At 45.4% G+C, this 24,851-nt stretch carries 24 protein-coding genes; 18 read left to right on the forward strand and 6 right to left on the reverse strand.

The genetic code is table 11. The annotated features are described in order from the left end of the window. The first annotated feature begins 13 nt into the window (after window positions 1-13). The 3 genes from cls (AC0DBE_RS18145) to AC0DBE_RS18155 all read left to right on the forward strand — a co-directional run bounded on the left by cls (AC0DBE_RS18145) (window position 14) and on the right by AC0DBE_RS18155 (window position 3,865). Window positions 14-1,516, forward strand: coding sequence for a cardiolipin synthase (cls, locus tag AC0DBE_RS18145; protein WP_014115533.1), 1,503 nt, complete (start codon window positions 14-16; stop codon window positions 1,514-1,516). Between the two features lie 87 nt (window positions 1,517-1,603). Next, window positions 1,604-3,331, forward strand: coding sequence for an ABC transporter ATP-binding protein (locus tag AC0DBE_RS18150; RefSeq protein ID WP_472963191.1), 1,728 nt, complete (start codon window positions 1,604-1,606; stop codon window positions 3,329-3,331). A gap of 9 nt (window positions 3,332-3,340) precedes the next feature. Beyond that, complete coding sequence (locus AC0DBE_RS18155) at window positions 3,341-3,865, forward strand: dihydrofolate reductase family protein (protein ID WP_061186497.1); 525 nt, start codon at window positions 3,341-3,343, stop codon at window positions 3,863-3,865. A gap of 41 nt (window positions 3,866-3,906) precedes the next feature. Here the strand turns inward: AC0DBE_RS18155 and AC0DBE_RS18160 are convergent, their stop codons facing one another. The 3 genes from AC0DBE_RS18160 to cls (AC0DBE_RS18170) all read right to left on the reverse strand — a co-directional run bounded on the left by AC0DBE_RS18160 (window position 3,907) and on the right by cls (AC0DBE_RS18170) (window position 6,434). Continuing rightward, window positions 3,907-4,179 (reverse strand): hypothetical protein, encoded by a 273-nt coding sequence (locus tag AC0DBE_RS18160; protein ID WP_003221969.1) that lies wholly within the window; start codon window positions 4,177-4,179, stop codon window positions 3,907-3,909. An 80-nt stretch (window positions 4,180-4,259) separates the two neighbouring features. Then, complete coding sequence (uvsE, locus tag AC0DBE_RS18165) at window positions 4,260-5,222, reverse strand: UV DNA damage repair endonuclease UvsE (RefSeq protein ID WP_061186496.1); 963 nt, start codon at window positions 5,220-5,222, stop codon at window positions 4,260-4,262. Window positions 5,223-5,234: 12 nt separating this feature from the next. After that, window positions 5,235-6,434, reverse strand: coding sequence for a cardiolipin synthase (gene cls, locus AC0DBE_RS18170; protein ID WP_472963196.1), 1,200 nt, complete (start codon window positions 6,432-6,434; stop codon window positions 5,235-5,237). Window positions 6,435-6,588: 154 nt separating this feature from the next. Here cls (AC0DBE_RS18170) and AC0DBE_RS18175 point away from each other — a divergent pair, with 154 nt between their 5' ends. The 4 genes from AC0DBE_RS18175 to pyrG all read left to right on the forward strand — a co-directional run bounded on the left by AC0DBE_RS18175 (window position 6,589) and on the right by pyrG (window position 12,391). Next, window positions 6,589-8,706, forward strand: coding sequence for a heterodisulfide reductase-related iron-sulfur binding cluster (locus AC0DBE_RS18175; protein WP_472963199.1), 2,118 nt, complete (start codon window positions 6,589-6,591; stop codon window positions 8,704-8,706). Next, window positions 8,703-9,842 (forward strand): acyl-CoA dehydrogenase AcdA, encoded by a 1,140-nt coding sequence (gene acdA, locus AC0DBE_RS18180; RefSeq protein WP_472963201.1) that lies wholly within the window; start codon window positions 8,703-8,705, stop codon window positions 9,840-9,842. The genes AC0DBE_RS18175 and acdA overlap by 4 nt, the downstream gene beginning before the upstream one ends. Before the next feature lie 180 nt (window positions 9,843-10,022). Further along, the gene (gene rpoE / locus AC0DBE_RS18185) at window positions 10,023-10,544 is read left to right on the forward strand and encodes a DNA-directed RNA polymerase subunit delta (protein WP_472963203.1); all 522 of its coding nucleotides are present in this window, start codon (window positions 10,023-10,025) and stop codon (window positions 10,542-10,544) included. A 239-nt stretch (window positions 10,545-10,783) separates the two neighbouring features. Then, entirely contained in the window at window positions 10,784-12,391 is a 1,608-nt protein-coding gene (gene pyrG / locus AC0DBE_RS18190) for a glutamine hydrolyzing CTP synthase (protein ID WP_014115524.1), read from the forward strand. 82 nt (window positions 12,392-12,473) lie between these two features. Here pyrG and AC0DBE_RS18195 read toward each other — a convergent pair whose 3' ends face one another. Further along, window positions 12,474-12,995, reverse strand: coding sequence for a DUF2529 domain-containing protein (locus tag AC0DBE_RS18195; RefSeq protein WP_472963206.1), 522 nt, complete (start codon window positions 12,993-12,995; stop codon window positions 12,474-12,476). A gap of 165 nt (window positions 12,996-13,160) precedes the next feature. On the opposite strand from AC0DBE_RS18195, the gene spo0F reads away from it, so the two are divergent. From spo0F to AC0DBE_RS18250, 11 genes are all read left to right on the forward strand, one after another. Continuing rightward, complete coding sequence (gene spo0F / locus AC0DBE_RS18200; RefSeq protein ID WP_003227621.1) at window positions 13,161-13,535, forward strand: sporulation initiation phosphotransferase Spo0F; 375 nt, start codon at window positions 13,161-13,163, stop codon at window positions 13,533-13,535. A 179-nt stretch (window positions 13,536-13,714) separates the two neighbouring features. After that, window positions 13,715-14,572, forward strand: a complete 858-nt coding sequence (locus AC0DBE_RS18205; RefSeq protein ID WP_014115522.1) for a class II fructose-bisphosphate aldolase — start codon at window positions 13,715-13,717, stop codon at window positions 14,570-14,572. Between the two features lie 118 nt (window positions 14,573-14,690). Next, on the forward strand, window positions 14,691-15,329 hold the full coding sequence (gene fsa / locus AC0DBE_RS18210; RefSeq protein WP_014115521.1) for a fructose-6-phosphate aldolase: 639 nt from the start codon (window positions 14,691-14,693) through the stop codon (window positions 15,327-15,329). Between the two features lie 378 nt (window positions 15,330-15,707). Further along, window positions 15,708-16,997, forward strand: a complete 1,290-nt coding sequence (locus AC0DBE_RS18215; protein ID WP_014115520.1) for a UDP-N-acetylglucosamine 1-carboxyvinyltransferase — start codon at window positions 15,708-15,710, stop codon at window positions 16,995-16,997. Between the two features lie 30 nt (window positions 16,998-17,027). Continuing rightward, the gene (glpX, locus tag AC0DBE_RS18220; protein WP_003242962.1) at window positions 17,028-17,993 is read left to right on the forward strand and encodes a class II fructose-bisphosphatase; all 966 of its coding nucleotides are present in this window, start codon (window positions 17,028-17,030) and stop codon (window positions 17,991-17,993) included. A gap of 213 nt (window positions 17,994-18,206) precedes the next feature. Further along, window positions 18,207-18,401 (forward strand): hypothetical protein, encoded by a 195-nt coding sequence (locus tag AC0DBE_RS18225; protein ID WP_013308072.1) that lies wholly within the window; start codon window positions 18,207-18,209, stop codon window positions 18,399-18,401. Then, entirely contained in the window at window positions 18,398-19,681 is a 1,284-nt protein-coding gene (rho, locus tag AC0DBE_RS18230; protein ID WP_079287528.1) for a transcription termination factor Rho, read from the forward strand. Before AC0DBE_RS18225 ends, rho begins: the two co-directional genes overlap by 4 nt. A gap of 118 nt (window positions 19,682-19,799) precedes the next feature. After that, window positions 19,800-20,000, forward strand: a complete 201-nt coding sequence (gene rpmE / locus AC0DBE_RS18235; protein WP_003151132.1) for a 50S ribosomal protein L31 — start codon at window positions 19,800-19,802, stop codon at window positions 19,998-20,000. 88 nt (window positions 20,001-20,088) lie between these two features. Then, the gene (locus AC0DBE_RS18240) at window positions 20,089-20,676 is read left to right on the forward strand and encodes a thymidine kinase (RefSeq protein WP_061186490.1); all 588 of its coding nucleotides are present in this window, start codon (window positions 20,089-20,091) and stop codon (window positions 20,674-20,676) included. Between the two features lie 288 nt (window positions 20,677-20,964). Continuing rightward, the gene (malS, locus tag AC0DBE_RS18245; protein ID WP_014115518.1) at window positions 20,965-22,662 is read left to right on the forward strand and encodes an oxaloacetate-decarboxylating malate dehydrogenase; all 1,698 of its coding nucleotides are present in this window, start codon (window positions 20,965-20,967) and stop codon (window positions 22,660-22,662) included. Between the two features lie 81 nt (window positions 22,663-22,743). Continuing rightward, entirely contained in the window at window positions 22,744-23,700 is a 957-nt protein-coding gene (locus tag AC0DBE_RS18250; protein ID WP_014115517.1) for an AEC family transporter, read from the forward strand. 34 nt (window positions 23,701-23,734) lie between these two features. Here the strand turns inward: AC0DBE_RS18250 and racA are convergent, their stop codons facing one another. Both racA and gloA2 read right to left on the reverse strand, forming a co-directional pair. After that, window positions 23,735-24,289, reverse strand: coding sequence for a chromosome-anchoring protein RacA (gene racA / locus AC0DBE_RS18255; RefSeq protein WP_079287526.1), 555 nt, complete (start codon window positions 24,287-24,289; stop codon window positions 23,735-23,737). A gap of 121 nt (window positions 24,290-24,410) precedes the next feature. Further along, a complete protein-coding gene (gloA2, locus tag AC0DBE_RS18260; protein ID WP_326200385.1) occupies window positions 24,411-24,797 on the reverse strand; it encodes an SMU1112c/YaeR family gloxylase I-like metalloprotein in 387 nt (128 codons plus the stop codon). Window positions 24,798-24,851: the final 54 nt, after the last annotated feature.

Genomic DNA, 24,851 nt, shown 5'->3' on the forward strand with positions numbered 1-24,851 from the left:
GGAGAGAATCAGGATGCTGAAAAGGAGACTGGAATTTTTCTTTTTATATATGATGCTTATCGGGGCATATGTCATATGGTTTTTTCCGGTTTCCAGGCTTGAGTTTTACGGAGGATTGCTTTGCTATGTAAGCATTATTTTGTTCAGCATCTATTCGTTAATTCTTGAAAACCGTACCTCGCAGCACACGTTGTTATGGATCCACATTCTTGTCTTTTTTCCGATCGCCGGCTACATGTTTTATCTGTTTTCCGGACAGCTTTATGTAAAAGGAAAGCTGTTCAAGACAAAACGAATGCACAACAGGGAAAAGCTCAGGAAGCTGTTTGACATGGAAGAAACGCCGGAAGTGACAGGGCTGAAGGACAATCAGGAGAGGTTCTTTACGTATTCCATCAGGGCTGCCCATATGAATATCAATACGAAAAGCAATATCAAAGTGCTGAAAAACGGCGAAGAAACCTTTCCGGACATTTTCAAAGCGATGAGGAAAGCAGAATCTTATATACATATTGAATACTACATGTTTAAGTCAGACATGCTTGGCCGCGGCATGATGGACATTATGATGGAAAAAGCGCGCCAAGGTGTCGAGGTGAGGTTTTTATATGACGCTGCAGGAAGCATCAAGCTGGCAAGAAGAGATATCATGAAAATGAAACAAGCGGGAGTGGACATCGTTCCGTTTTCTCCGCTGAAATACGGGTTCTTCAACCAGAAGCTGAATTTCAGAAATCACCGGAAAATCGTGATCATCGACGGAAAAACCGGTTTTGTGGGCGGATTAAATGTCGGGGAGGAATATATCAGCAGAGATCCGTACATCGGATTTTGGAGAGATACTCACCTGCGGCTGGAAGGAGAAATTGTGCAAACGCTTCACGCCATCTTTATGCTCGATTGGGAATACGTCTCCAATGAAGTGTTAATTGATCAAGAGGAGTACAATACCCCGGTTCCCGTGGAAGGAGAGGGCATTTACCAAGTTGTCGCGACAGGCCCTGACATGAAGGAAAGCATGAGCGATCTTTATTATGAAATGATTTCTTCAGCGCAGAAATCAATATGGATCGCCACGCCCTATTTCGTCCCGAATGAATCCATTCGCACGGCGCTCAAAGCAGCGGCGACAAAAGGCGTACAGGTAAGGGTCATGGTGCCGGAGAAGAACGACAGCTTTTTGACGCAATACGCGTCAAGATCCTATTTCCCAGAGCTGCTACTTGAGGGAATTGAAGTGTATTCCTATCAAAAAGGCTTCATGCATCAAAAAGTCATGATCGTTGACGGCGATCTCGCCTCCGTCGGCACCGCGAATATGGACATGCGCAGCTTCCAGCTCAACTTTGAAGTGAACGTGTTCTTCACGGATGCCGAAGCGATCCGCACCCTTGAAGCCCATTTCGAAGAGGATATGCTGGACAGTGAACAACTCAGCCCTGTTGGCTTTTATAAAAGGGGAATGACCGACCGGACAAAAGAATCCTTAGCCCGTCTGTTTTCAGGTGTTCTGTAAAAAAAGGAAATCTGATCTTTAAAAACCGCCGGTGTATAGTATAATTGAGAAATATTATCAGTTATTCAGGCATTGGGGGAAGATAGAGTGCTGCGGCAATTTTTTTCGTATTATAAACCATACAAAACGTTGTTCTTTCTCGATTTTTTCTCGGCGATCGCGGGAGGCTTAATGGAGCTGAGTTTTCCTTTGATCGTCAATTATTTTATTGACACCTTGCTTCCGGGCAGGGACTGGGGGCTGATCATCGCGACCTCAGTCGGCTTATTTGCAGTGTACGCGCTCAGCTCGGCTCTCCAGTATATCGTCACATACTGGGGACACATGCTCGGGATCAATATCGAGACCGATATGAGAAAATCGCTTTTTGACCATTTGCAAAAGCTCTCGTTCAAATTTTACGACAACAACAAGACGGGAACACTGATGTCGAAGCTGACGAACGATTTAATGTACATCGGCGAAGTTGCCCATCACGGCCCGGAAGACTTATTCATTGCCATCATGACCATTCTCGGAGCGTTCGGGGTCATGCTGTTTATTAACTGGCAGCTTGCATTATTAACGTTTATCATCATGCCGATTGTCATTTGGCTAGCGCTTTATTTCAACAAAAAAATGACCAAAGCGTTTACCACGCTGAACAAAGATATCGGAGACTTTAGCGCGCGTGTAGAGAATAATATCGGCGGCATCCGGCTCGTGCAGGCGTTCGGCAATGAATCATTTGAAAAAGAGCGCTTCGCTGTCAACAATCAGCGCTTCCGTGTCACAAAGCTTTCCTCATATAAAATTATGGCGAAAAACGGCTCAATCAGCTATATGCTGACTCGGTTTGTCACGCTGTTTGTGCTTTTGTGCGGAACGTGGTTTGTCATTCGCGGCTCCTTATCGTACGGGGAATTCGTGGCGTTTGTGCTCCTGACGAATGTGCTATTCAGGCCCATTGACAAAATTAACGCCATTATCGAAATGTATCCGAGAGGAATCGCCGGTTTTAAAAGCTATATGGAACTGATGGAGACAGAGCCGGATATTCAGGATTCTCCTGATGCGAGAGACGTTTTCGGCCTGAAGGGCAATATCTGCTATGAACATGTTTCATTTGGATATGATGACCATCACAATGTCCTCAATGACATTAACCTGTCCATTCAAGCGGGGGAAACGGTTGCGTTCGTCGGTCCGTCAGGTGCGGGAAAATCAACGCTTTGCAGTCTGCTTCCGCGCTTTTATGAAGCATCGGAGGGTGACATTACCATCGACGGCATCAGCATTAAAGACATGACGCTGTCTTCGCTGCGGGGGCAGATTGGCGTCGTACAGCAGGATGTTTTCTTGTTCTCGGGCACGCTTCGAGAAAATATCGCCTACGGCCGATTAGACGCATCAGAAGAAGACATTTGGCAGGCTGTGAAGCAAGCGCATCTGGAAGAGCTCGTCCATAACATGCCGGATGGGCTGGATACCATCATCGGCGAACGGGGCGTGAAGCTTTCCGGCGGACAAAAGCAGCGCTTGTCAATTGCACGGATGTTCTTGAAAAATCCGTCGATCCTGATTCTCGACGAAGCGACCTCAGCGCTTGATACAGAAACAGAAGCGGCGATCCAAAAGGCGCTTCAAGAATTGTCCGAGGGGCGCACGACGCTCGTCATCGCTCACAGGCTGGCGACGATCAAAGACGCGGACAGAATTGTGGTCGTCACAAACAACGGTATTGAAGAACAAGGCCGCCATCAAGACCTGATCGAAGCCGGAGGCCTATACAGCAGGCTGCATCAAGCGCAATTCGGGCAAAAGGTGCAGCAATAGGAGGAGAATATGAATAGAAAAAATGTGCTGTACATTGCTGTTTCATTGGATGGGATGATCGCACGAGAAGATGGAAGCATCGATTGGCTGGATGAATTTGAAGGTGAAGGCGATAACGGGTACAGCGCGTTTTATCAGACTGTCGATACCGTCATCTTAGGCCGGAGCACATATGAACACGTCAAAATTCTTACACCGGTTTTCCCGTACCAGGATAAAACATGCTACGTTTTCACGAGAACGCCCGACAGCTATCGGGATGAACACGTGACGTTTATCAATGAGGGAGCCAAGGGCTTCACTGACCGTTTGAAACAGGATAAAGGCTTAAACATCTGGATAGCAGGCGGGGCAGAGCTGGTGAATGCCTTTATGAAAGAAGATGCCATCGATGAATTCATCATCACTGTTATTCCTGTTGTTTTAGGGAGCGGCATCCCGCTGTTTCATGAACTGACGAATGAAACAAAACTCCGGTTAAAAGGGATGAAACAATTCGGGCAGGCGGTTCAGCTTCATTATGTAAGACCGTAAGAAAAAGGATAGACAAGATGTCTATCCTTTTTATATGTAAGTTAAAGCGCTTCTCTTTCAGCAGGCTCGATAATATTTTGGAACTTTTCAATCAGCTGTGATGCTTTAGTTCCTTCCACTACAATCAGATATTCCTTTTCATCATGAGCCATACGGAACGTCTCAAGCTCAATTAAGCTTTTGATTTTGCACATTGTTTTCTTTGAATAAATATAAACCTCGTGGCTTCCGGAATGGCACATTTTATAAAGATGAATCAAATTTCTTAAAGTAAATGCCTGTGCGGCTACTTTCAGAGACTTGATGTTTTTCATAATCTTTCTCCTCCATCGGTTGTTGTCTTATATAGCGTATGTTCCCAGAGCGGACGAACTGTAAACCTGATATTGCACATTTATGATTTCCATTGCAGCGTGCCGCCGCCGATGCGTTTGACACCGCGGATGGAGCTTAATTCATCCATCAGGCGGAGAAGTGCCTTGTCTTTCTGTTTTGCTTCAATCATGAAATCAATATTTGTTCCCCATTGTCTGAAGCGCTCTAACAGCGGCAGCAAAAAGTTGGCGTCAACATAATCGGCATGGCTGCGTATGGCTTGCTCCGATTTTGGGGAAGACAGGTGAACCTTTGGCTGCAGCCCTATCCGCTCCCACGTTTTGATCATCCGGGGCAGTGCTTCATTCAGGTCGGCGTGATCATCTGGATTGGCGTAAAAATGATGAAAGTCAAAGACAAACGGAACATCCTCTTGTTCACAGACCTGAAGCGTTTCTTCTGTCGTATAGGTTTTATCATCGTTTTCCAGCGTCATCCGCTGTTTGATCTCCTGCGGCAGCTGCTTCATATTTTGATGAAATTGAGCAGTGGCGGTGTCTTTATCTCCGTAAGCGCCGCCTATATGAATGTTGATAACGGAGCGATCAGCAATGCCCATGGCTTCAAGCATGCGGTAGTGATACGCCATATCGGTTACCGCATTTTTTGTGACGTTTTCCTTCGGGCTCGTGAACAGAGTGAATTGGTTTGGGTGAAAGCTTGTTCGCAGATGATGTGTTTTAACAAGCTCCCCAATCTCCCGAAACTCCTTTTGAAACGGCGTTACAAAATCCCACATTACATCAGGATGTGTGGCCAGCGGCACAATCGAACTGGAAAAACGGTACAAAGGAATACCGTGGCCGATGATATAGTGAAGGGTTCTCATCGTATTGTTCAAATTGGCTCTTGTCACAGTCAGCAGGGCTTCTTTTCTTTCATCCTTTGAAAGCTTGGAATAACGCGCGAATGTCAATGTTTTAGCGGGAGACGCATCCCAAAGGCTCATCGCGTTTGAAACGAACCCGAATCTGAAAATCATAGGAACTCTCCTTTATAAAAAATAAGATAATGCTCTGCCAAGCCATTCCGCCGGGCGCTGTCTGAACGTACGCTTTTTGAAATTCTCCTTTGTCAGCAGCTCCGACCTATTAATATCCTCTTCAATCGTGGCATAGACTTCTTTTGTAAAAGCCTTATCATCGATTTCAACATTCACCTCTTCATTTAAAAAGAAGCTTCGCTGATCAAAATTGGCGGTGCCGATGACGCTGAAGTGATCGTCAATGATCAGGGCTTTCACATGATAAAACCCCTGGTAAAAACGGTAGATAAGACAGCCGGCATCCAAGAGCTCTGAGTAATACGTAAAAGCTGCCTCTCTGACCAGCGGATGATCTGATTTCATCGGCACGATGAGCGTAACAGTTACACCGTTTTTTCTTGCTTTGACCAATGCCTGCTGAAGCGGTTTTGTCGGAATATAATAAGGTGTGCAAATGGTAATGCGATCTTTTGCCTGCGCGATATTTGCCAAATATGTTTTTTCAAGAGAATAACCATCAGTCGCATAAATCTTAAGAGAGATATTCCCTTGCGGAAGCTCCGGCCAAACATCCGGGGCCAGTTCAGCTGATCCGGTATTTCGTTTTAGATCGGCTGTAAAAAGCGTCTGAAGATCGCGGACACCTTCTCCCTTCATGCGCAGATGATAATCCTCCCAATTGCCGAACTTCGCCTTCTTTCCAAGGTATTCCTCACCGATGTTAAACCCGCCGATATAACCGATCTTCCCGTCTATCACAGCGATTTTTCGGTGATTTCGTTTTTGCATATGGAAAAAGAGAAAAGGAAAACGGGGCTTGTTAAGAAAATGAACATGGACCCCGGCATTTTTCATCGTCTTCAGCGCCGGTTTTTTAATTTTTTGGCTGCCTGACCAATCCAGCAGCAAATAAACAGAAACACCGGCTTTAGCTTTTGCTTTCAGCAGCGTAAACATATTGTGGCTGACCTCATCATTTTTCATAATAAAAAACATCACGTGAACAGAGGAAACAGCCTGGCGGATGTCTTCCATCATCCGTTCGACAAGATCAGCGCCGCAGTGGATCAATTCGATGTCACTCTTCTTTTTTGAAAAAACAGGCTCGTACGCGTTCTTTCTGTATCCTGCGCGGCCCATGAAGATATCAAGCAGAATCAAAGCAAAAAGAATAACGACAATGATCATAATCACGAAAAATACCTTCATCCCGGCACTCCTTTCCGTAGTAAAGGTAGTGTGCCCGATCAGCTGGAATTTAATTATTGACTGAACACTCATTCATTATTTATCATAAAGATAATCTTATACAGATTCGAGGGTAGGGGATCGCGGTCTTTATCAGTAAAAAGGGGGAATTAGAATGAGCGGCTTTCTCATCGCAAATGCATTGTTATTTCTGATTGTAACCGCTTACGCTTTCTATTTGTTTGTCTACTTGGTTAAAACGAGACTGGCCTACATCAGGCTCGGGCAGAAAGAACATTTTGATCAACGGATCAAGGAACGGCTTCGCGCCATATGGGTGAATGTATTCGGACAGAAAAAACTGCTCAAGGACAAGAAAAGCGGAATCATTCACGTCATGTTTTTCTACGGATTTATATTGGTTCAGTTCGGAGCAATTGACTTTATTATCAAAGGACTGGCTCCCGATCGGAATCTGCCGCTTGGCCCTGTCTATCCCGCCTTCACCTTTTTTCAGGAAATCGTTACATTTCTTATTTTAATTGCTGTAGGCTGGGCATTCTACAGACGTTATATTGAAAAGCTCGTCAGGCTGAAACGCGGTTTCAAAGCAGGGCTCGTTCTCATTTTTATCGGGGGATTAATGCTGACGGTTCTGCTTGGAAACGGGATGAATCTGATCTGGCATGAGCACGGGCTTTCGTGGAGCGAGCCGATTGCATCAGGTATCGCGTTTTTGCTTAGCGGGGTCGGGGAAACAGGTGCGGCGGTGATTTTCTATATCGCATGGTGGGTGCATCTTCTGTTTTTGCTGAGCTTTTTAGTGTACGTGCCTCAGTCGAAGCATGCCCATTTAATCGCCGGACCTGCCAATGTCTTCTTCAATAGAATGGAATCAGCCGGAAAGCTTGAAAAAATTGATTTTACCGATGAAACGAAAGAAAGCTACGGAGCGGGGAAAATTGAAGATTTTCGGCAGACTCAGCTGCTTGATCTGTACGCGTGTGTCGAGTGCGGCCGCTGCACCAATATGTGCCCTGCAACAGGCACCGGAAAAATGCTGTCGCCGATGGACTTGATTTTGCGTCTCAGAGACCATCTTACTGAAAAAGGCGCCGCTGTCACCTCGCGTTCGCCATGGGTGCCCGCGGCAGCGTTCCGGCATACGAGAGGCAATCAGCTGGCGGCGGCGTCAGCGGGCAGCGGATCGCAGGAGGCCGCTGCAGCGCTAGATTACAATCCGAGCTTGATCGGCGACGTCATCACAGAGGAAGAAATTTGGGCGTGCACCACTTGCCGGAATTGTGAGGATCAATGTCCGGTCATGAACGAGCACGTGGATAAAATCATTGACCTTCGCCGCTACCTCGTACTGACAGAAGGAAAAATGGACAGTGACGCACAGCGCGCCATGACCAGTATCGAGCGGCAGGGAAATCCGTGGGGCCTCAACCGCAAGGAACGTGAAAATTGGCGTGACGCGGCGCCGGATGCTGAGATTCTGACCGTGAAAGAAATGAAAAAAGAAGGAAAAGAATTTGAGTATCTTTTCTGGGTCGGTTCCATGGGGTCATACGACAACAGAAGCCAGAAAATCGCGATTTCCTTTGCCAAGCTGCTCAATCACGCGGGCGTGTCCTTCGCGATCCTCGGTAATAAAGAAAAAAATTCAGGAGACACGCCGCGCCGCCTCGGAAATGAATTTTTATTCCAAGAGCTGGCTGAGAAGAATATCTCTGAATTTGAAAAAAATCATGTGGAAAAAATCGTTACGATCGATCCGCATGCATACAATTTATTTAAAAATGAGTACCCTGATTTCGGTTTTGAAGGCGAGGTTTATCATCATACAGAAGTGCTGGCCGAGCTGGTGAGGAACGGGAAACTAAAACCGCAGCACCCCCTTCAAGAGGTGATTACCTTCCATGATTCATGCTACTTGGGCCGGTACAACGAAGTCTATGATCAGCCGAGGGAGATTTTGAAAGCCATTCCTGGCGTACAGCTGATTGAAATGGAGAGAAACCGGGAAACCGGCATGTGCTGCGGCGCCGGCGGGGGATTAATGTGGATGGAGGAAGAAACGGGCAATAGGATTAATGTCGCCAGGACAGAGCAAGCGCTCGCGGTCAACCCATCGGTGATCAGCTCAGGCTGTCCGTACTGTCTCACGATGCTCGGAGATGGCACAAAGGCGAAAGAAGCCGAAGACCAAGTCAAAACGTATGATGTCGCCGAGCTTCTGGCTCAATCTGTCTTAGGTGCTGATATGAAAATGGGGGAGAAGCCATGAAGTTTTCATTATCAGAAGAACACGAGATGATACAAAAATTGGTGCGTGATTTTGCGAAGCATGAGGTGGCCCCGACAGCCGCAGAACGCGACGAACAAGAACGCTTCGACCGCGAGCTGTTTCGGGAAATGGCGAATCTGGGGCTGACGGGAATTCCGTGGCCTGAAGATTATGGAGGAATCGGAAGTGACTATCTGGCCTACGTCATCGTGGTGGAGGAACTGTCAAAAGTGTGCGCCTCCACCGGTGTGACGCTTTCCGCCCATATCTCTCTTTGCAGCTGGCCGCTGTTTGCCTTTGGGACGGAAGAACAGAAGACAGAGTATTTGACACAACTGGCCCTAGGAGAGAAAATCGGCGCTTTTGCTTTGACCGAAGCAGGGTCCGGCTCTGACGCCGGCGGCATGAAAACAACTGCTGAACGAATCGGCGATGATTATGTGTTAAATGGTTCAAAAGTGTTTATCACAAACGGCGGGATTGCGGATATTTACATTGTTTTTGCAGTCACCGATCCCGAGAAAAAGAAAAAAGGCATTTCCGCTTTTATAGTAGAAAAGGATTTCGAAGGATTTTTGACAGGCAAGAAAGAAAAGAAGCTGGGCATTCGTTCGTCCCCGACAACGGAAATCACGTTCGAAGATTGCGTTGTGCCTGCAGCAAACCGACTCGGAGAAGAAGGGGAAGGCTTCAAAATCGCGATGAAGACGCTTGACGGAGGCAGAAACGGCATTGCCGCTCAAGCTGTGGGCATCGCTCAGGGGGCGCTTGATGCGGCGCTTCAATACGCAAAAGAGAGAAAGCAATTCAGAAAATCGATCGCCGAGCAGCAGGGCATCGCTTTTAAACTCGCAGATATGGCTACAATGATAGAAGCTTCAAGGCTATTGACCTATCAGGCGGCGTGGCTTGAATCATCAGGCCTTCCATATGGAAAAGCTTCCGCCATGTCCAAACTGCTGGCGGGGGATACGGCGATGAAGGTGACGACCGAAGCCGTGCAGATTTTCGGCGGCTATGGCTATACAAAAGATTATCCGGTTGAACGCTATATGCGTGATGCAAAAATCACGCAAATCTATGAAGGCACTCAAGAAATTCAAAGACTTGTCATCTCCAGAATGCTCGCGGATTGACGCAAAACATCTATCAGTCGGAACACTCTTGTAAAATTATTTAAATTAACGCTGTTAAGGGTAGCATATTCTGTTTTATTTTGTTTATAATGAGAGGTATGGTTTGTATAAGAACGATACAAAATCGCTTTCATTATTGATAAAACAGATACATAAGTAATAGAAAGGGAGTGTCCGACCTTGGGTATCAAACAATATTCACAGGAAGAGCTAAAGGAAATGGCTTTAGTTGAAATCGCTCACGAATTATTTGAAGAACATAAAAAACCAGTTCCTTTTCAGGAGCTTTTAAATGAAATTGCATCTTTGCTCGGCGTGACAAAAGAAGAGCTTGGAGACCGCATCGCTCAATTTTATACAGATTTAAACATTGACGGCCGCTTCCTGGCGCTTTCTGACCAGACTTGGGGACTTCGCAGCTGGTATCCGTATGATCAGCTTGACGAAGAAACGCAGCCGACCGTCAAGGCGAAAAAGAAAAAAGCGAAGAAAGTAGTCAAAGAAGATCTTGACCTTGACGAGTTTGAAGTGATCGACGAAGACGACATTGATTTAGATGAAGTCGAGGAAGAACTTGATCTTGACACCGACGATTTTGACGATGAAGATCTTGATGAAGACGATGATGATCTTGAGATTGAAGAGGATATTATTGAGGAAGATGATGAAGATCTTGATGATGAAGATGAGGATCTCAAATAGTAATAGATCATCATCAAAACCATCTTGACTTTCAAAGTCGAACTATGTAGTATGTATTTTGGGCTCTTCAAAAACGAAGAGAGAACATAGTGCGTTATGCTCCCTTTCAAGAAATTGAAAGGGAGCTTTCTTATTTTCACCCCTCATTTTTCTTATAAATCATTTAAAATGCTAAATGATTTTCTATAAAACAGTACATTTTAAAAATGTAGCTAAGAGCGAAGAGAGGAGCAAACGAAATGACGAAATATATTTTTGTAACCGGGGGAGTCGTATCCTCACTTGGAAAGGGTATTGTAGCAGCTTCATTGGGACGTTTGCTGAAAAACCGTGGACTGAACGTGACGATCCAAAAATTTGATCCATACATCAACGTCGACCCGGGGACAATGAGCCCATACCAGCACGGTGAAGTATTCGTAACGGATGACGGCGCCGAAACAGACTTGGACCTTGGTCACTATGAGCGTTTTATCGACATCAACCTCAATAAATTCAGCAACGTGACAACTGGTAAAATCTATTCAACAGTTCTTAAAAAAGAACGCCGCGGAGACTACCTTGGCGGAACCGTACAGGTTATCCCGCACATCACAAACGAACTGAAAGACCGTGTTTACCGCGCGGGGAAAGAAACAAACGCGGATGTCGTCATTACAGAAATCGGCGGTACTGTCGGGGACATCGAATCACTGCCATTCCTTGAAGCGATCCGCCAAATGAAGAGCGACATCGGCCGTGAAAACGTAATGTACATCCACTGTACGCTTGTTCCTTACATTAAAGCTGCGGGCGAATTGAAAACAAAACCGACACAGCACAGCGTAAAAGAATTACGCAGCTTGGGCATTCAGCCAAACATCATCGTCGTGCGTACAGAAATGCCGATTTCTCAAGATATGAAAGATAAAATTGCGCTATTCTGCGACATCGATACAAAAGCGGTGATCGAGTGTGAGGATGCGGACAACCTATACTCCATTCCGCTTGAGCTGCAAAAACAAGGACTAGACAAGCTTGTTTGCGAGCACATGCAATTGGCATGCAAAGAGGCTGAAATGTCAGAGTGGAAAGAGCTTGTTAACAAGGTTAGCAATCTGTCTCAAACAATTACGATCGGCCTTGTCGGTAAATACGTTGAGCTTCCTGACGCATACATCTCTGTTGTCGAGTCTCTCCGCCATGCGGGATATGCGTTTGACACAGATGTAAAAGTGAAATGGATCAACGCAGAAGAAGTGACAGAAAGCAACATCGAAGAGCTCACAAGCGGAACGGACGGCATCATCGTGCCGGGCGGATTCGGAGACCGCGGTGTTGAAGGTAAAATCGTTGCAACAAAATACGCGCGCGAAAACAACATTCCATTCTTGGGTATTTGCTTGGGCATGCAGGTTGCGTCTATTGAATACGCACGTAATGTATTAGGCTTAAAAGGCGCTCACTCTGCGGAAATTGATCCGTCAACTCAATACCCGATCATTGACCTTCTTCCTGAACAGAAGGATGTTGAGGATCTCGGAGGAACGCTTCGTCTCGGCCTTTACCCATGTAAGCTTGAAGAGGGCACGAAAGCCTTTGAAGTGTATCAGGATGAAGTGGTGTACGAGCGTCACCGCCACCGTTATGAATTCAACAACGAATTCAGACAGCAAATGGAAGACCAAGGCTTTGTATTCTCAGGCACAAGCCCTGACGGACGCCTTGTTGAAATCATCGAGCTGAAAGACCACCCTTGGTTCGTGGCTTCTCAGTTCCACCCAGAGTTCAAGTCAAGACCGACAAGACCTCAGCCTCTTTTCAAAGGCTTTATCGGAGCGTCTGTCGAAGCTGCAAATCAGAAGTAATCAAAAAAGACTTGCCGTTTGTCAAAAGCGGGCAAGTCTTTTTTATTTGTTTCCTGCAAGATACAGCATGTACAATAAGATATTATGCATACTCTTGCAGAATTTCTTTTAATGTAAACGATAATGCATGGTAGACATACAGTGCTGTCATTAAAGAGGGAAATCCGTAACGGGTGCCGTCCTCATCGGGAACGAGCGGCATTTTTAATTTAGAATCAATATGCACATCGCAATATTGTTCAATTCCCGCACTGTCTTTAGCTGCCGGCGATACGCATACGACTCCCGTGCCTTTTTCATAAAGCTCTTTCGCGAGCGCCTGCTCTTCGGCTGTCCCCGTCCCAGAGCAAAACATCAGCACCCTGTCGCTTTCTGTCACTTCCTCAGCGCTTTGTGGAAAGGCTTTGACAGATGGGAAGGGTTCGCTGCTTTCGGTGGCCTCATAAAAGACGCCCTGAAGCTCATTGGCACCGTATAAATAAATGGAATGCCCGCTGATCACCGCTTGTGCAAGCAGCCGCGCCCCATCTTCAATCGCGTCAGATTCCTTATCCTGAATGCGGGAAAAAATACCTGTTAACTGCGTCGTAAATATTTTCAACATAAGTGAATCCTCCTTTATAACGTACAATATCAGTATACAACAAAAGAGAAAATGCTCAGAAAATGTCGTAAAGTAGACTATTATAATTAAAGGAAATAGGAAAATCAAACAGAATACATACACTACTGCTTACTTTTGACGAAAATCATAATATTGGGGTGTAAAATGATGAATGAAAAAATTTTAATCGTTGATGATCAATACGGCATACGTATTTTGCTTAATGAAGTATTCAATAAAGAAGGCTACCAGACGTTTCAGGCTGCAAACGGCCTGCAGGCGCTTGACATCGTGACAAAAGAACGGCCCGACCTTGTGCTTCTGGACATGAAAATTCCCGGCATGGACGGTATCGAAATCTTAAAACGGATGAAGGTCATTGACGAAAACATCCGGGTGATTATCATGACGGCATACGGAGAGCTCGACATGATCCAGGAATCAAAGGAACTGGGCGCTTTGACGCACTTTGCGAAGCCGTTTGACATCGACGAAATCAGAGACGCCGTGAAAAAATATCTGCCCCTGAAGTCTAATTGACAAAAAGAAGAAACAAATGAATCATGTCATTGTGTTGCCGATTTGTCGAAAAGTTGGTATTCTAGTTATGGAGAAAAAGCGATCTGGTATTTACATATGACAGCAATAGATGGGTCATGCTAGGGTGGAAAGCTTTTTTCGCTAGAAGACAATCAGGCTACATAAGGAGGACATTCGACATGCCTTTAGTTTCTATGACGGAAATGTTGAATACAGCTAAAGAAAAAGGTTATGCTGTAGGACAATTTAACTTAAACAACCTTGAGTTTACTCAAGCGATTTTACAAGCAGCTGAAGAAGAAAAATCTCCAGTGATCCTTGGTGTTTCCGAAGGTGCGGGACGCTACATGGGCGGCTTCAAAACAGTCGTTGCTATGGTAAAAGCACTTATGGAAGAGTACAAAGTGACAGTTCCTGTTGCGATTCACTTAGACCACGGTTCAAGCTTTGAATCTTGTGCGAAAGCGATTCATGCAGGTTTCACATCTGTAATGATCGACGCTTCTCACCATCCATTTGAAGAAAACGTAGCAACAACTTCTAAAGTTGTTGAGCTTGCTCATTTCCACGGAGTATCTGTAGAAGCTGAGCTTGGAACAGTCGGCGGACAAGAAGATGACGTTATCGCTGAAGGCGTAATCTACGCTGATCCGAAAGAGTGCCAAGAGCTTGTTGAGCGCACTGGCATCGACTGCCTTGCACCTGCTTTAGGTTCTGTTCACGGCCCTTACAAAGGTGAGCCAAACCTTGGTTTCAAAGAGATGGAAGAGATCGGAAAGTCAACTGGTCTTCCGCTAGTTCTTCACGGCGGTACTGGAATTCCGACTGATGACATCAAAAAATCAATTTCACTTGGTACAGCTAAAATCAACGTGAATACTGAAAACCAAATTTCTTCTGCAAAAGCTGTTCGCGAAACATTGGCAGCTAAGCCTAACGAGTACGATCCACGTAAATACCTTGGACCAGCTCGTGAAGCGATCAAAGAAACAGTTATCGGTAAAATGCGTGAATTTGGTTCTTCAAACCAAGCTTAATTCAATTGGAACGTTTATAGCCGCCTGACAGCTTGACAGGCGGTTTTCCGTCTATCTTTAGAAAGCGCAATCATATTCACAGTTCAGAAAATTTCTTAATCAGGGAGGCTTTTTGAAAATGTTATTCTTTGTTGATACAGCCAATATCGATGAAATTAAAGAAGCGAATGAATTAGGAATTCTCGCCGGTGTAACGACGAATCCTAGTTTAGTAGCAAAAGAAGCTAACGTATCATTCCACGACCGTCTTCGCGAGATCACAGATGTCGTGAAAGGCTCTGTAAGCGCAGAGGTTATTTCTTTGAAAGCTGAGGAAATGATCGAGGAAGGAAAAGAACTGGCGAAAATCGCTCCGAACATTACGGTGAAAATCCCGATGACGACTGATGGCTTAAAAGCGGTAAGAGCACTTACTGACTTAGGCATCAAAACAAACGTCACATTGATCTTCAATGCCAACCAGGCGCTTCTCGCTGCCAGAGCTGGGGCAACGTATGTATCTCCATTCCTGGGACGTTTAGATGACATCGGCCACAACGGACTTGACCTGATTTCAGACGTCAAGACGATTTTTGACATTCACGGTCTTGACACGCAAATCATTGCAGCGTCAATCCGCCATCCGCAGCACGTGACAGAAGCCGCTCTAAGAGGGGCTCATATCGGCACAATGCCGCTGAAAGTCATTCATGCGCTCACTAAGCATCCGTTAACAGACAAAGGAATTGAACAATTCCTGGCAGACTGGAATAAATAATTGCAAAGGGCGGCAAACAGCTTTATGCCTGTTTGCCGCGGTCTTTGTTTTTCACCGTCTGATACAGCGGACCTACAGATGCTGACGCCGCTTTACAGAGAAGGAATCATTGGGCTGCAGAAGCTGATATCGGGATGAAGGGTTTGCGTACTGCTTTTGCCGGATGAAGACGATGTCTCTTGAGCCGGCGGGTCTCTGTGCAACTTTCGAAACCTGTACCCCGCAAAGCTTCGCTATTTTCTTCCTGATATTTTACAATGTGTTGTATTCTTTCTCTTCGAATTGGCTAGATTTTGGACATGAGCTTTATTTGCAGAGACAGAATAAAATGACATTTTATTTAGCTCCGCAGCTATCTTCTTATGGAAGGAGACTATCATGGAAAAGTTGAATATTGCCGGCGGTGACTCGTTAAACGGTACAGTACATATCAGCGGCGCTAAAAATAGTGCTGTTGCATTAATACCTGCAACCATTTTGGCAAATTCCGAGGTGACAATTGAAGGGCTTCCAGAGATTTCAGATATTGAAACGCTGCGTGACCTGTTAAAGGAAATCGGCGGCAACGTGCATTTTGAGAATGGGGAAATGGTTGTTGACCCCACGTCGATGATCAGCATGCCGCTTCCTAACGGGAAAGTAAAAAAGCTTCGCGCGTCCTATTATTTAATGGGGGCGATGCTCGGCCGCTTCAAGCAGGCCGTCATCGGATTGCCCGGCGGCTGCCACTTAGGGCCCCGTCCGATTGATCAGCATATCAAAGGCTTTGAAGCGCTAGGGGCTGAAGTGACCAATGAACAGGGTGCTATTTATTTGCGTGCTGAAAGGCTGAGAGGCGCACGTATTTATTTAGATGTCGTAAGCGTAGGGGCAACCATTAACATTATGCTTGCCGCTGTTTTGGCAGAAGGAAAAACGATCATCGAAAACGCTGCCAAGGAGCCTGAGATCATTGATGTCGCGACACTGCTTACCAGCATGGGAGCCAAAATCAAAGGTGCGGGAACCAATGTGATCCGAATTGACGGCGTGAAGGAACTGCACGGCTGCAAGCATACGATCATACCGGACAGAATTGAGGCCGGGACATTTATGATTGCAGGAGCTGCAATGGGAAAGGAAGTTATTATCGATAATGTGATTCCCACTCATCTTGAGTCGTTAACGGCAAAGCTGAGAGAAATGGGTTATCATATCGAAACAAGCGACGACCAGCTTCTCATTGTCGGCGGGCAGAAGCACTTAAAGCCGGTTGATGTCAAAACCCTTGTATACCCGGGCTTTCCGACTGATTTGCAGCAGCCGATGACGGCGCTCCTGACAAGGGCAAAAGGGACAAGCGTCGTAACAGACACCATCTACTCGGCAAGATTCAAGCACATTGATGAGCTGAGACGAATGGGTGCCAATATGAAAGTAGAAGGCAGATCTGCCATCATCACAGGTCCTGTCGAGCTTCAAGGCGCAAAAGTGAAGGCGAGCGATCTGCGTGCCGGAGCTTGTCTGGTGGTAGCCGGCCTGATGGCTGACGGCGTCACGGAAATTACGGGCCTGGAGCATATTGACCGCGGATACAGCAGCCTTGAGAAGAAGCTTGAGGGGCTTGGAGCGACAATCTGGCGTGAAAGAATGACTGACGAAGAAATAGAACAGCTTCAAAATTCATAATGGTTTCTTGTGAGAGGAGATCGTGTTGAAATGGAAAGAAGTTTATCAATGGAATTGGTACGTGTGACCGAAGCTGCGGCATTGGCATCTGCAAGATGGATGGGCCGGGGAAAAAAAGATGAGGCTGATGAAGCGGCAACGAGCGCAATGAGAGACGTTTTTGATACAGTTCCGATGAAAGGGACCGTTGTGATCGGTGAAGGCGAAATGGACGAAGCGCCGATGCTGTATATCGGGGAAAAACTCGGAAATGGGTACGGCCCGCGCGTCGATGTCGCAGTTGACCCTCTTGAAGGCACAAACATCCTAGCAAGCGGCGGCTGGAACGCGCTGACGGTTATTGCGGTAGCAGACCACGGCACGCTTCTGAACGCTCCTGACATGTATATGCAAAAAATCGCAGTCGGTCCGGAAGCGGTGGGCTGCATTGATATTGAAGCACCCGTCATTGATAACCTTAAAGCGGTGGCAAAAGCGAAAAACAAGGACGTTGAGGACGTCGTTGCCACAATCTTAAACCGTGAAAGACACGCAAAAATTATTTCTGAACTTCGTGAGGCCGGCGCCAGAATCAAATTGATCAATGATGGCGATGTCGCAGGCGCCATCAACACGGCTTTCGACCACACGGGCGTTGATATCCTGTTCGGATCAGGTGGAGCTCCTGAGGGTGTGCTATCCGCTGTTGCGTTAAAAGCGCTCGGCGGAGAAATTATTGGTAAACTTCTTCCGCAAAGCGAAGAAGAAATCACACGCTGTCACAAAATGGGCCTTGATTTAAGCAAAGTCCTCCGCATGGAAGACCTTGTGAAGGGTGATGACGCGATTTTTGCAGCTACCGGTGTAACGGACGGCGAGCTGTTAAAAGGCGTTCAATTCAAAGGCTCTGTCGGCACAACTGAAAGCTTAGTTATCCGTGCAAAATCAGGCACTGTCCGCTTCGTTGACGGCAGACACAGCCTGAAAAAGAAACCAAATCTTGTAATCCGTCCATAACAAACAGAAAAAGCGGGTGTGAGCCCGCTTTTCCTTTGCAGAAAAGCGTCAACTCTATCAATTCCGTGTCAAAACCTTATTTCAGTTGAATAATTTTTTGAAATAAGGTAAAAATAAAGAGTGCTGCGAATTTTACTGCGTAATTCCTTCTTTTAAGCACTAGGAAAGTTTCAATTTCTACCGCATACAGACGATATAAGTATTGATCTTCTCATGTTTTTGTCCTCGCTTCCTTCAAAACTCATTAAGACAATCCTTTTAACAAAAGCGCCGATCATGGGTGGAAGTGTTACCGATAGAAGTTCCTTTATGTTAAAAAAAGAATGTGCTTTGGCGGATGTTGTGCAAAAGCAGCAGATTACATGTGCAAGTAAGATATTGACTATGAAAAGCGTGGTGTTTTTATGAAAGACGTATCTATTTCCTCTTTGGAAAATATGAAATTGAAAGAACTTTATGAACTTGCAAGACATTATAAAATCTCCTACTACAGCAAACTGACAAAAAAAGAACTCATTTTCGCCATTCTGAAAGCAAATGCAGAACAGGAAGATCTGCTGTTTATGGAAGGCGTTCTTGAGATCATCCAGTCTGAAGGTTTCGGCTTCCTGAGACCGATCAACTACTCTCCAAGCTCAGAAGACATTTACATCTCAGCTTCACAAATCCGCCGTTTCGATTTGCGGAACGGAGACAAAGTATCAGGCAAGGTTCGCCCGCCAAAAGAAAATGAGCGTTACTATGGACTTTTGCACGTTGAAGCAGTAAACGGGGATGATCCCGAATCGGCAAAAGAGCGTGTGCATTTCCCGGCTCTTACACCTCTTTATCCTGACCGTCAAATGGTGCTTGAAACAAAGCCGAACTTCTTGTCTACTAGAATAATGGACATGATGGCGCCGGTTGGATTTGGACAGCGCGGTTTGATTGTCGCGCCTCCAAAAGCTGGAAAAACGATGCTGCTGAAGGAAATTGCCAACAGCATTACAGCAAACCAGCCTGAAGCAGAGCTGATCGTGCTTTTGATCGACGAAAGACCGGAGGAAGTGACCGATATCGAGCGTTCTGTAGCTGGGGATGTCGTCAGCTCAACGTTTGATGAAGTGCCGGAAAACCATATTAAAGTAGCCGAGCTTGTGCTTGAGCGCGCGATGCGTCTCGTGGAACACAAAAAAGATGTCATCATTCTGATGGACAGCATCACACGCCTTGCCCGCGCCTACAACTTAGTGATTCCGCCGAGCGGAAGAACGCTTTCCGGGGGGATTGACCCAGCAGCGTTCCACCGTCCGAAACGCTTCTTCGGGGCTGCGAGAAATATCGAAGAGGGCGGAAGCTTAACTATCCTTGCTACGGCTCTTGTTGATACAGGGTCACGTATGGATGATGTCATTTATGAAGAATTCAAGGGAACAGGCAACATGGAACTTCACCTTGACCGTTCTCTGGCAGAGCGCCGCATCTTCCCGGCCATCGATATCCGCCGTTCGGGAACGCGCAAGGAAGAGCTGCTTGTGCCTAAAGAGCACCTTGATCGTTTATGGTCTATCCGCAAAACGATGTCTGATTCACCTGATTTCGCAGAAAAATTCATGAGAAAAATGAAAAAAACCAAAACAAACCAGGAATTTTTCGATATTCTCAATCAAGAATGGAAACAGGCAAATCTATCATCTACTAGACGATAAATTGTATTTGCAAAAGAAGTAAATCACTGATATAATTTTCTCATATGCGTTTCGGACAATGCTCCGAAATAATAACTCTGTTTCCACACTGGATTCAGGGCGGAAGGAGATGGATACAATGAAAGCAGGAATTCATCCTAATTTCAAAAAAGCAACAGTTAAATGCGCTTGCGGAAATGAATTTGAAACAGGCTCAGTAAAAGAAGAGGTACGCGTTGAGATTTGCTCTGAATGCCACCCATTCTACACTGGCCGTCAAAAATTCGCTTCTGCTGATGGTCGTGTTGATCGCTTTAACAAAAAATACGGTCTTAAGTAATAATAGATTTTTCAACAGGCAAGAAGCACTCTTGCCTGTTTTTTATATTGTCTAAAACACACAGCTGGCAGAGAGGAGAGCGAAGCCTATGTACATAATGAAACAAAGCGGGTGGCTTGAGCTGATTTGTGGCAGCATGTTCTCGGGGAAATCTGAAGAGCTGATCAGAAGAGTGAAGAGAGCGACTTACGCCAAGCAGGAAGTCAGGGTATTTAAACCTGTGATTGATAATCGATACAGCGAAGATGCTGTTGTCTCCCATAATGGAACATCCATGACGAGCTATGCCATTTCTTCTGCTGCGGACATTTGGGATCACATCAGTGAGAGTACGGATGTGATTGCGGTTGATGAAGTGCAGTTTTTTGATGAGGAAATTGTTGCGGTTTTATCATCTCTTGCCGATAAAGGCTACCGTGTGATTGCGGCGGGCCTTGATATGGATTTTAGGGGAGAGCCGTTCGGCGTCGTCCCTAGTATTATGGCGATTGCGGAAAGTGTGACGAAGCTGCAAGCCGTCTGTTCTGTCTGCGGATCACCGGCAAGCAGAACACAGCGCCTGATTGACGGTAAACCTGCTTCTTACGATGATCCGGTCATTTTGGTGGGCGCATCCGAATCGTATGAAGCAAGATGCAGACATCACCACGAAGTCCCAGGAAAATTTAAAAAATAGTCCAAAACATGGGTCTAAAGATAGAAAACACCGGCTAAAAACACCGGTGTTTTTTTTATATTCTGATAATACATAATTAAAAAATTTAATTAAGTGTATTAAAAAATTAACTAATTTTCTTCCCTTGAATTTTGATTTGGACAGGCATACAATAGCTTACGTAATGTAAATAGTTTTGAGACATTGTTCGAATAATTGTCACAAAGTCGCATAAAGATCATGATCGGTATTTTTTAGATGGGTTATTACTTAACTTGGTTAACTATTTCAAGAAAGAAGGAGATTTGCTTGAATAACATAAAAAAAACGAAAGAAGGCCACTTAGAAACAACTCTTAGAGGAAAAGAAGTTTTATCTATTCCTACTTTAAATAAAGGTGTTGCTTTTTCAATAGAAGAAAGACAAGAACTTGGCTTAGAAGGACTTCTGCCGCCAACTGTACTTTCTCTTGATCAACAAGCACAACGCGCATACGAGCAATTCCAAGCGCAGCCTGACCGCCTTCGTCAAAATGTTTACTTAAGTGATCTTGCAAACCGTAACGAAGTTCTTTTCTATAAATTGCTGAAAAACCATCTTCGCGAAATGCTTCCTGTTGTGTACACACCAACAGTTGGTGAAGCGATTCAGGAATACAGCCATGAATATAGAAGACCTCAAGGTATCTACTTGTCAATCGACAATATTGACGGTATTGAAAAAGCTTTTGAAAACCTTCATGCGACAGCAGGGGATATTGATCTGATCGTTGCTACTGACTCTGAAAGTATTCTCGGTATCGGTGACTGGGGTGTAGGCGGTATTAACATCGCAATCGGTAAATTGGCGGTTTACACTGCTGCAGCTGGCATTGACCCTAGCCGTGTTATCCCGGTAGTGCTTGATGTCGGTACAAACAACGAAAAACTTCTGAATGATCCTTTATATATTGGTAACAAGCATGAACGTGTTCAAGGCGAACGCTATGAAGCTTTCATTGACGCTTATGTAAAAGCAGCATTGAAATTCTTCCCTAAAGCGCTTCTTCACTGGGAAGACCTTGGTAACAAAAATGCACGCAATATCATGAAAAAATACAACCATGAAGTTCTTACATTTAATGATGATATCCAAGGTACAGGCGCGATCACACTCGCTGGTGTGCTTGCTGCTATGAAGAAAACTGGCGCTTCTATTAAAGATCAGCGTGTTGTTGTCTTTGGTGCTGGTTCTGCTGGTATCGGTATTGCCGACCAAATCCGTGACACAATGGTGCTTGCTGGATTATCTGAAGAAGAAGCTAACAAACGCTTCTACACAATTGATTACAGAGGCTTGCTGACTGAAGAAATCGAAGGCATCCTTGATTTCCAAAAACCTTATCTTCGCAGTACAGATGAAGTACAAGACTGGAAACGCGATGAAAAAGGCCAAATTCCATTCGATGAAGTGGTTCGCCAAGCGAAACCAACTATCTTGATTGGTACTTCAGGGGTTTCAGGTGCGTTCACAGAGGAAATTGTGAAAGAGATGGCATCTCACGTAGACCGTCCGGTTATCATGCCAATGTCTAACCCGACTCACCTTGCTGAAGCAGTTCCTGAAGATCTGTTCAAATGGACTGACGGAAAAGTGCTTATTGCAACAGGAAGCCCATTTGACAATGTAGAATACAACGGTGTTTCTTATGAAATCGGACAATCTAACAACGCATTCGCGTTCCCTGGTCTTGGACTTGGTTCAATTGTAGCTGAAGCGCGTATCATTACACCTGCTATGTTTGCTGCAACTGCTGATGCGATTGCTGAAATGGTTGATCTTGAAACACCTGGAGCAGGATTGCTTCCAAGCATTGACAAGCTTCAAGAAGTTTCTATTCAAGTTGCAATTGCCGTTGCTGAAGCAGCAATTAAAGACGGCGTAGCAAATCGTCAGCCTGAAGATGTGAAACAAGCGGTTCTTGATGCAATGTGGACACCGGAATACAAAAAAGTCATCGCGAAATAATTAGCGAGTAAATTTTTTCGTCCGAGGGAAAGCTTTTTGTAAAGCTAAAGTATACGGACATAGGATTTGGAGGAGAATATTTTGAGCATCTTAGATATCTTAATCCTCCTGGCGCCGATTTTCTTTGTTATCGTGCTGGGTTGGTTTGCAGGACATTTTGGAAGTTATGATGCCAAGTCGGCAAAAGGGGTAAGTACGTTAGTAACGAAATACGCACTTCCAGCTCACTTTATCGCTGGTATTTTGACAACTTCCAGAAGTGAATTTTTATCTCAAATTCCATTAATGGTTTCTTTAATTATTGGGATTGTTGGTTTCTATATCGTTATTTTATTGCTTTGCAGATTTGTGTTTAAATATGATTTAACGAACTCATCCGTATTTTCTTTGAACTCTGCACAGCCGACATTCGCATTTATGGGTATTCCTGTACTGGGAAGCTTGTTCGGTGCGCAAGAGGTTGCGATTCCGATCGCGGTTACAGGTATCGTTGTTAATGCGATTCTTGATCCGCTTGCGATTATTGTTGCTACTGTTGGTGAGTCTTCTAAGAAAAACGAAGAGGGCGGCGACAGCTTCTGGAAGATGACAGGAAAATCAATCCTGCACGGTCTTTCTGAGCCGCTTGCAGCTGCTCCGTTAATCAGTATGATCTTAGTGCTTTGCGGGGTCACTCTTCCTGAGCTGGGTGTTAAAATGCTCGATCAGCTTGGAAGCACAACATCTGGTGTTGCTCTCTTTGCTGTCGGTGTTACCGTTGGTATCCGCAGTATCAAACTCAGCGTACCGGCATTTGGTATTGCGTTACTCAAAGTTGCGGTTCAGCCTGCGTTAATGTTCCTGATTGCTCTTGCAGTCGGACTTCCAGCTGACCAAACAACAAAAGCGATCCTTCTTGTTGCATTCCCTGGTTCTGCTGTTGCGGCCATGATTGCAACTCGTTTCGAGAAACAAGAGGAAGAAACAGCTTCTGCGTTTGTGATCAGTGCGATTCTGTCATTGATTTCACTTCCGATCATTATCGCGCTTACTGCGTAATCAAAAAAGCTCCCTTTACGGGGAGCTTTTTGCTTTAGGTTTGAAATTTGAACAGTGACAGCAGCGGTTTTTTTCTTGTTTTGGTTTTTTCGGAAGCAGCAGCAGTCTCGGGGATCGGCTGAGCGGTGAATTCTTTCATTTGTGAGGTCAGTGATTGCAGGTCTGCAAGGATGTCATCAATTTCTCTGCGGTGCTGAAGCAGCTGATAAGATACACCCTCATCGGCTTTTTGTTTCAGCTGGCGTTCCAGTTCCGAAATCCTTGTCAGCAGTTCAGTTTCGTCCTGCCTTTGCTGTAATAGGGTGTCCAGCTTCTGTTCGAGCTGTTCGATTCGCCGTTCTGTATCGCCATTTGTTTTTTGGACAATGAAGCCTGTGCGCTTTTTAGTGCTTTGCGGCACATGAATATCCTGAATCGCCGTGCCTTCAGAGATTTGTTTTTGAACAGATTTTAGAACCTTCACGTCTTCTGTAGTGAACGAGTAGTGCCCGAGCTCATTGCGTTCGGCCGGAAGATTCAGCTGCTTCACCCATCGCTGCACCGTTTTTGCGGAGACGCCGAGTTCACTTGCTACCATATTTGTATTCATGATCCCATACCTCCTTTTTAGCTAGGTATTCGACCATAGAATGCGGTTCCCTTCTTGTTAGACAAAACAAGAAAAGATTCGGCAAAGAAAGTGGGTATCTCCTTTTTTTCTTCAAAAACCGTTATTGTTCATACAGCTCTAAAGGAAGCTGGTCAGGATCAAAAAAGAAGGTGAACCTCTTTCCGGTCAGCGGATCTGTTCTGATCGGCTCTGTTTCGATTCCTTTTTCATGAAGCTCCTGAACGGCCTCATCCAAGTTGCTGACTGTGAAGGCGAGGTGGCGCAGGCCTGCAGCTTCAGGCCGTGTTTGGCGTGCGGGCGGATCGGGAAACGAGAACAGCTCAATGACATACGAGCCGTTAAGCGACAAATCAAGCTTATAGGAACTGCGGTCTTCGCGGTACGTTTCTTGAATCACCTGAAAACCGAGCTTATGTACGTAGAAAGCTTTCGACTTTTCATAATCTGAACATATGATTGCAATATGATGTATGGATTTCAGCAACATCATCCCTCCTTGATTCCCAGTATAGCAGAGAAGGCTTTTCCAGCTGGGATTGAA

Source organism: Bacillus sp. VA15 (assembly GCF_055721145.1).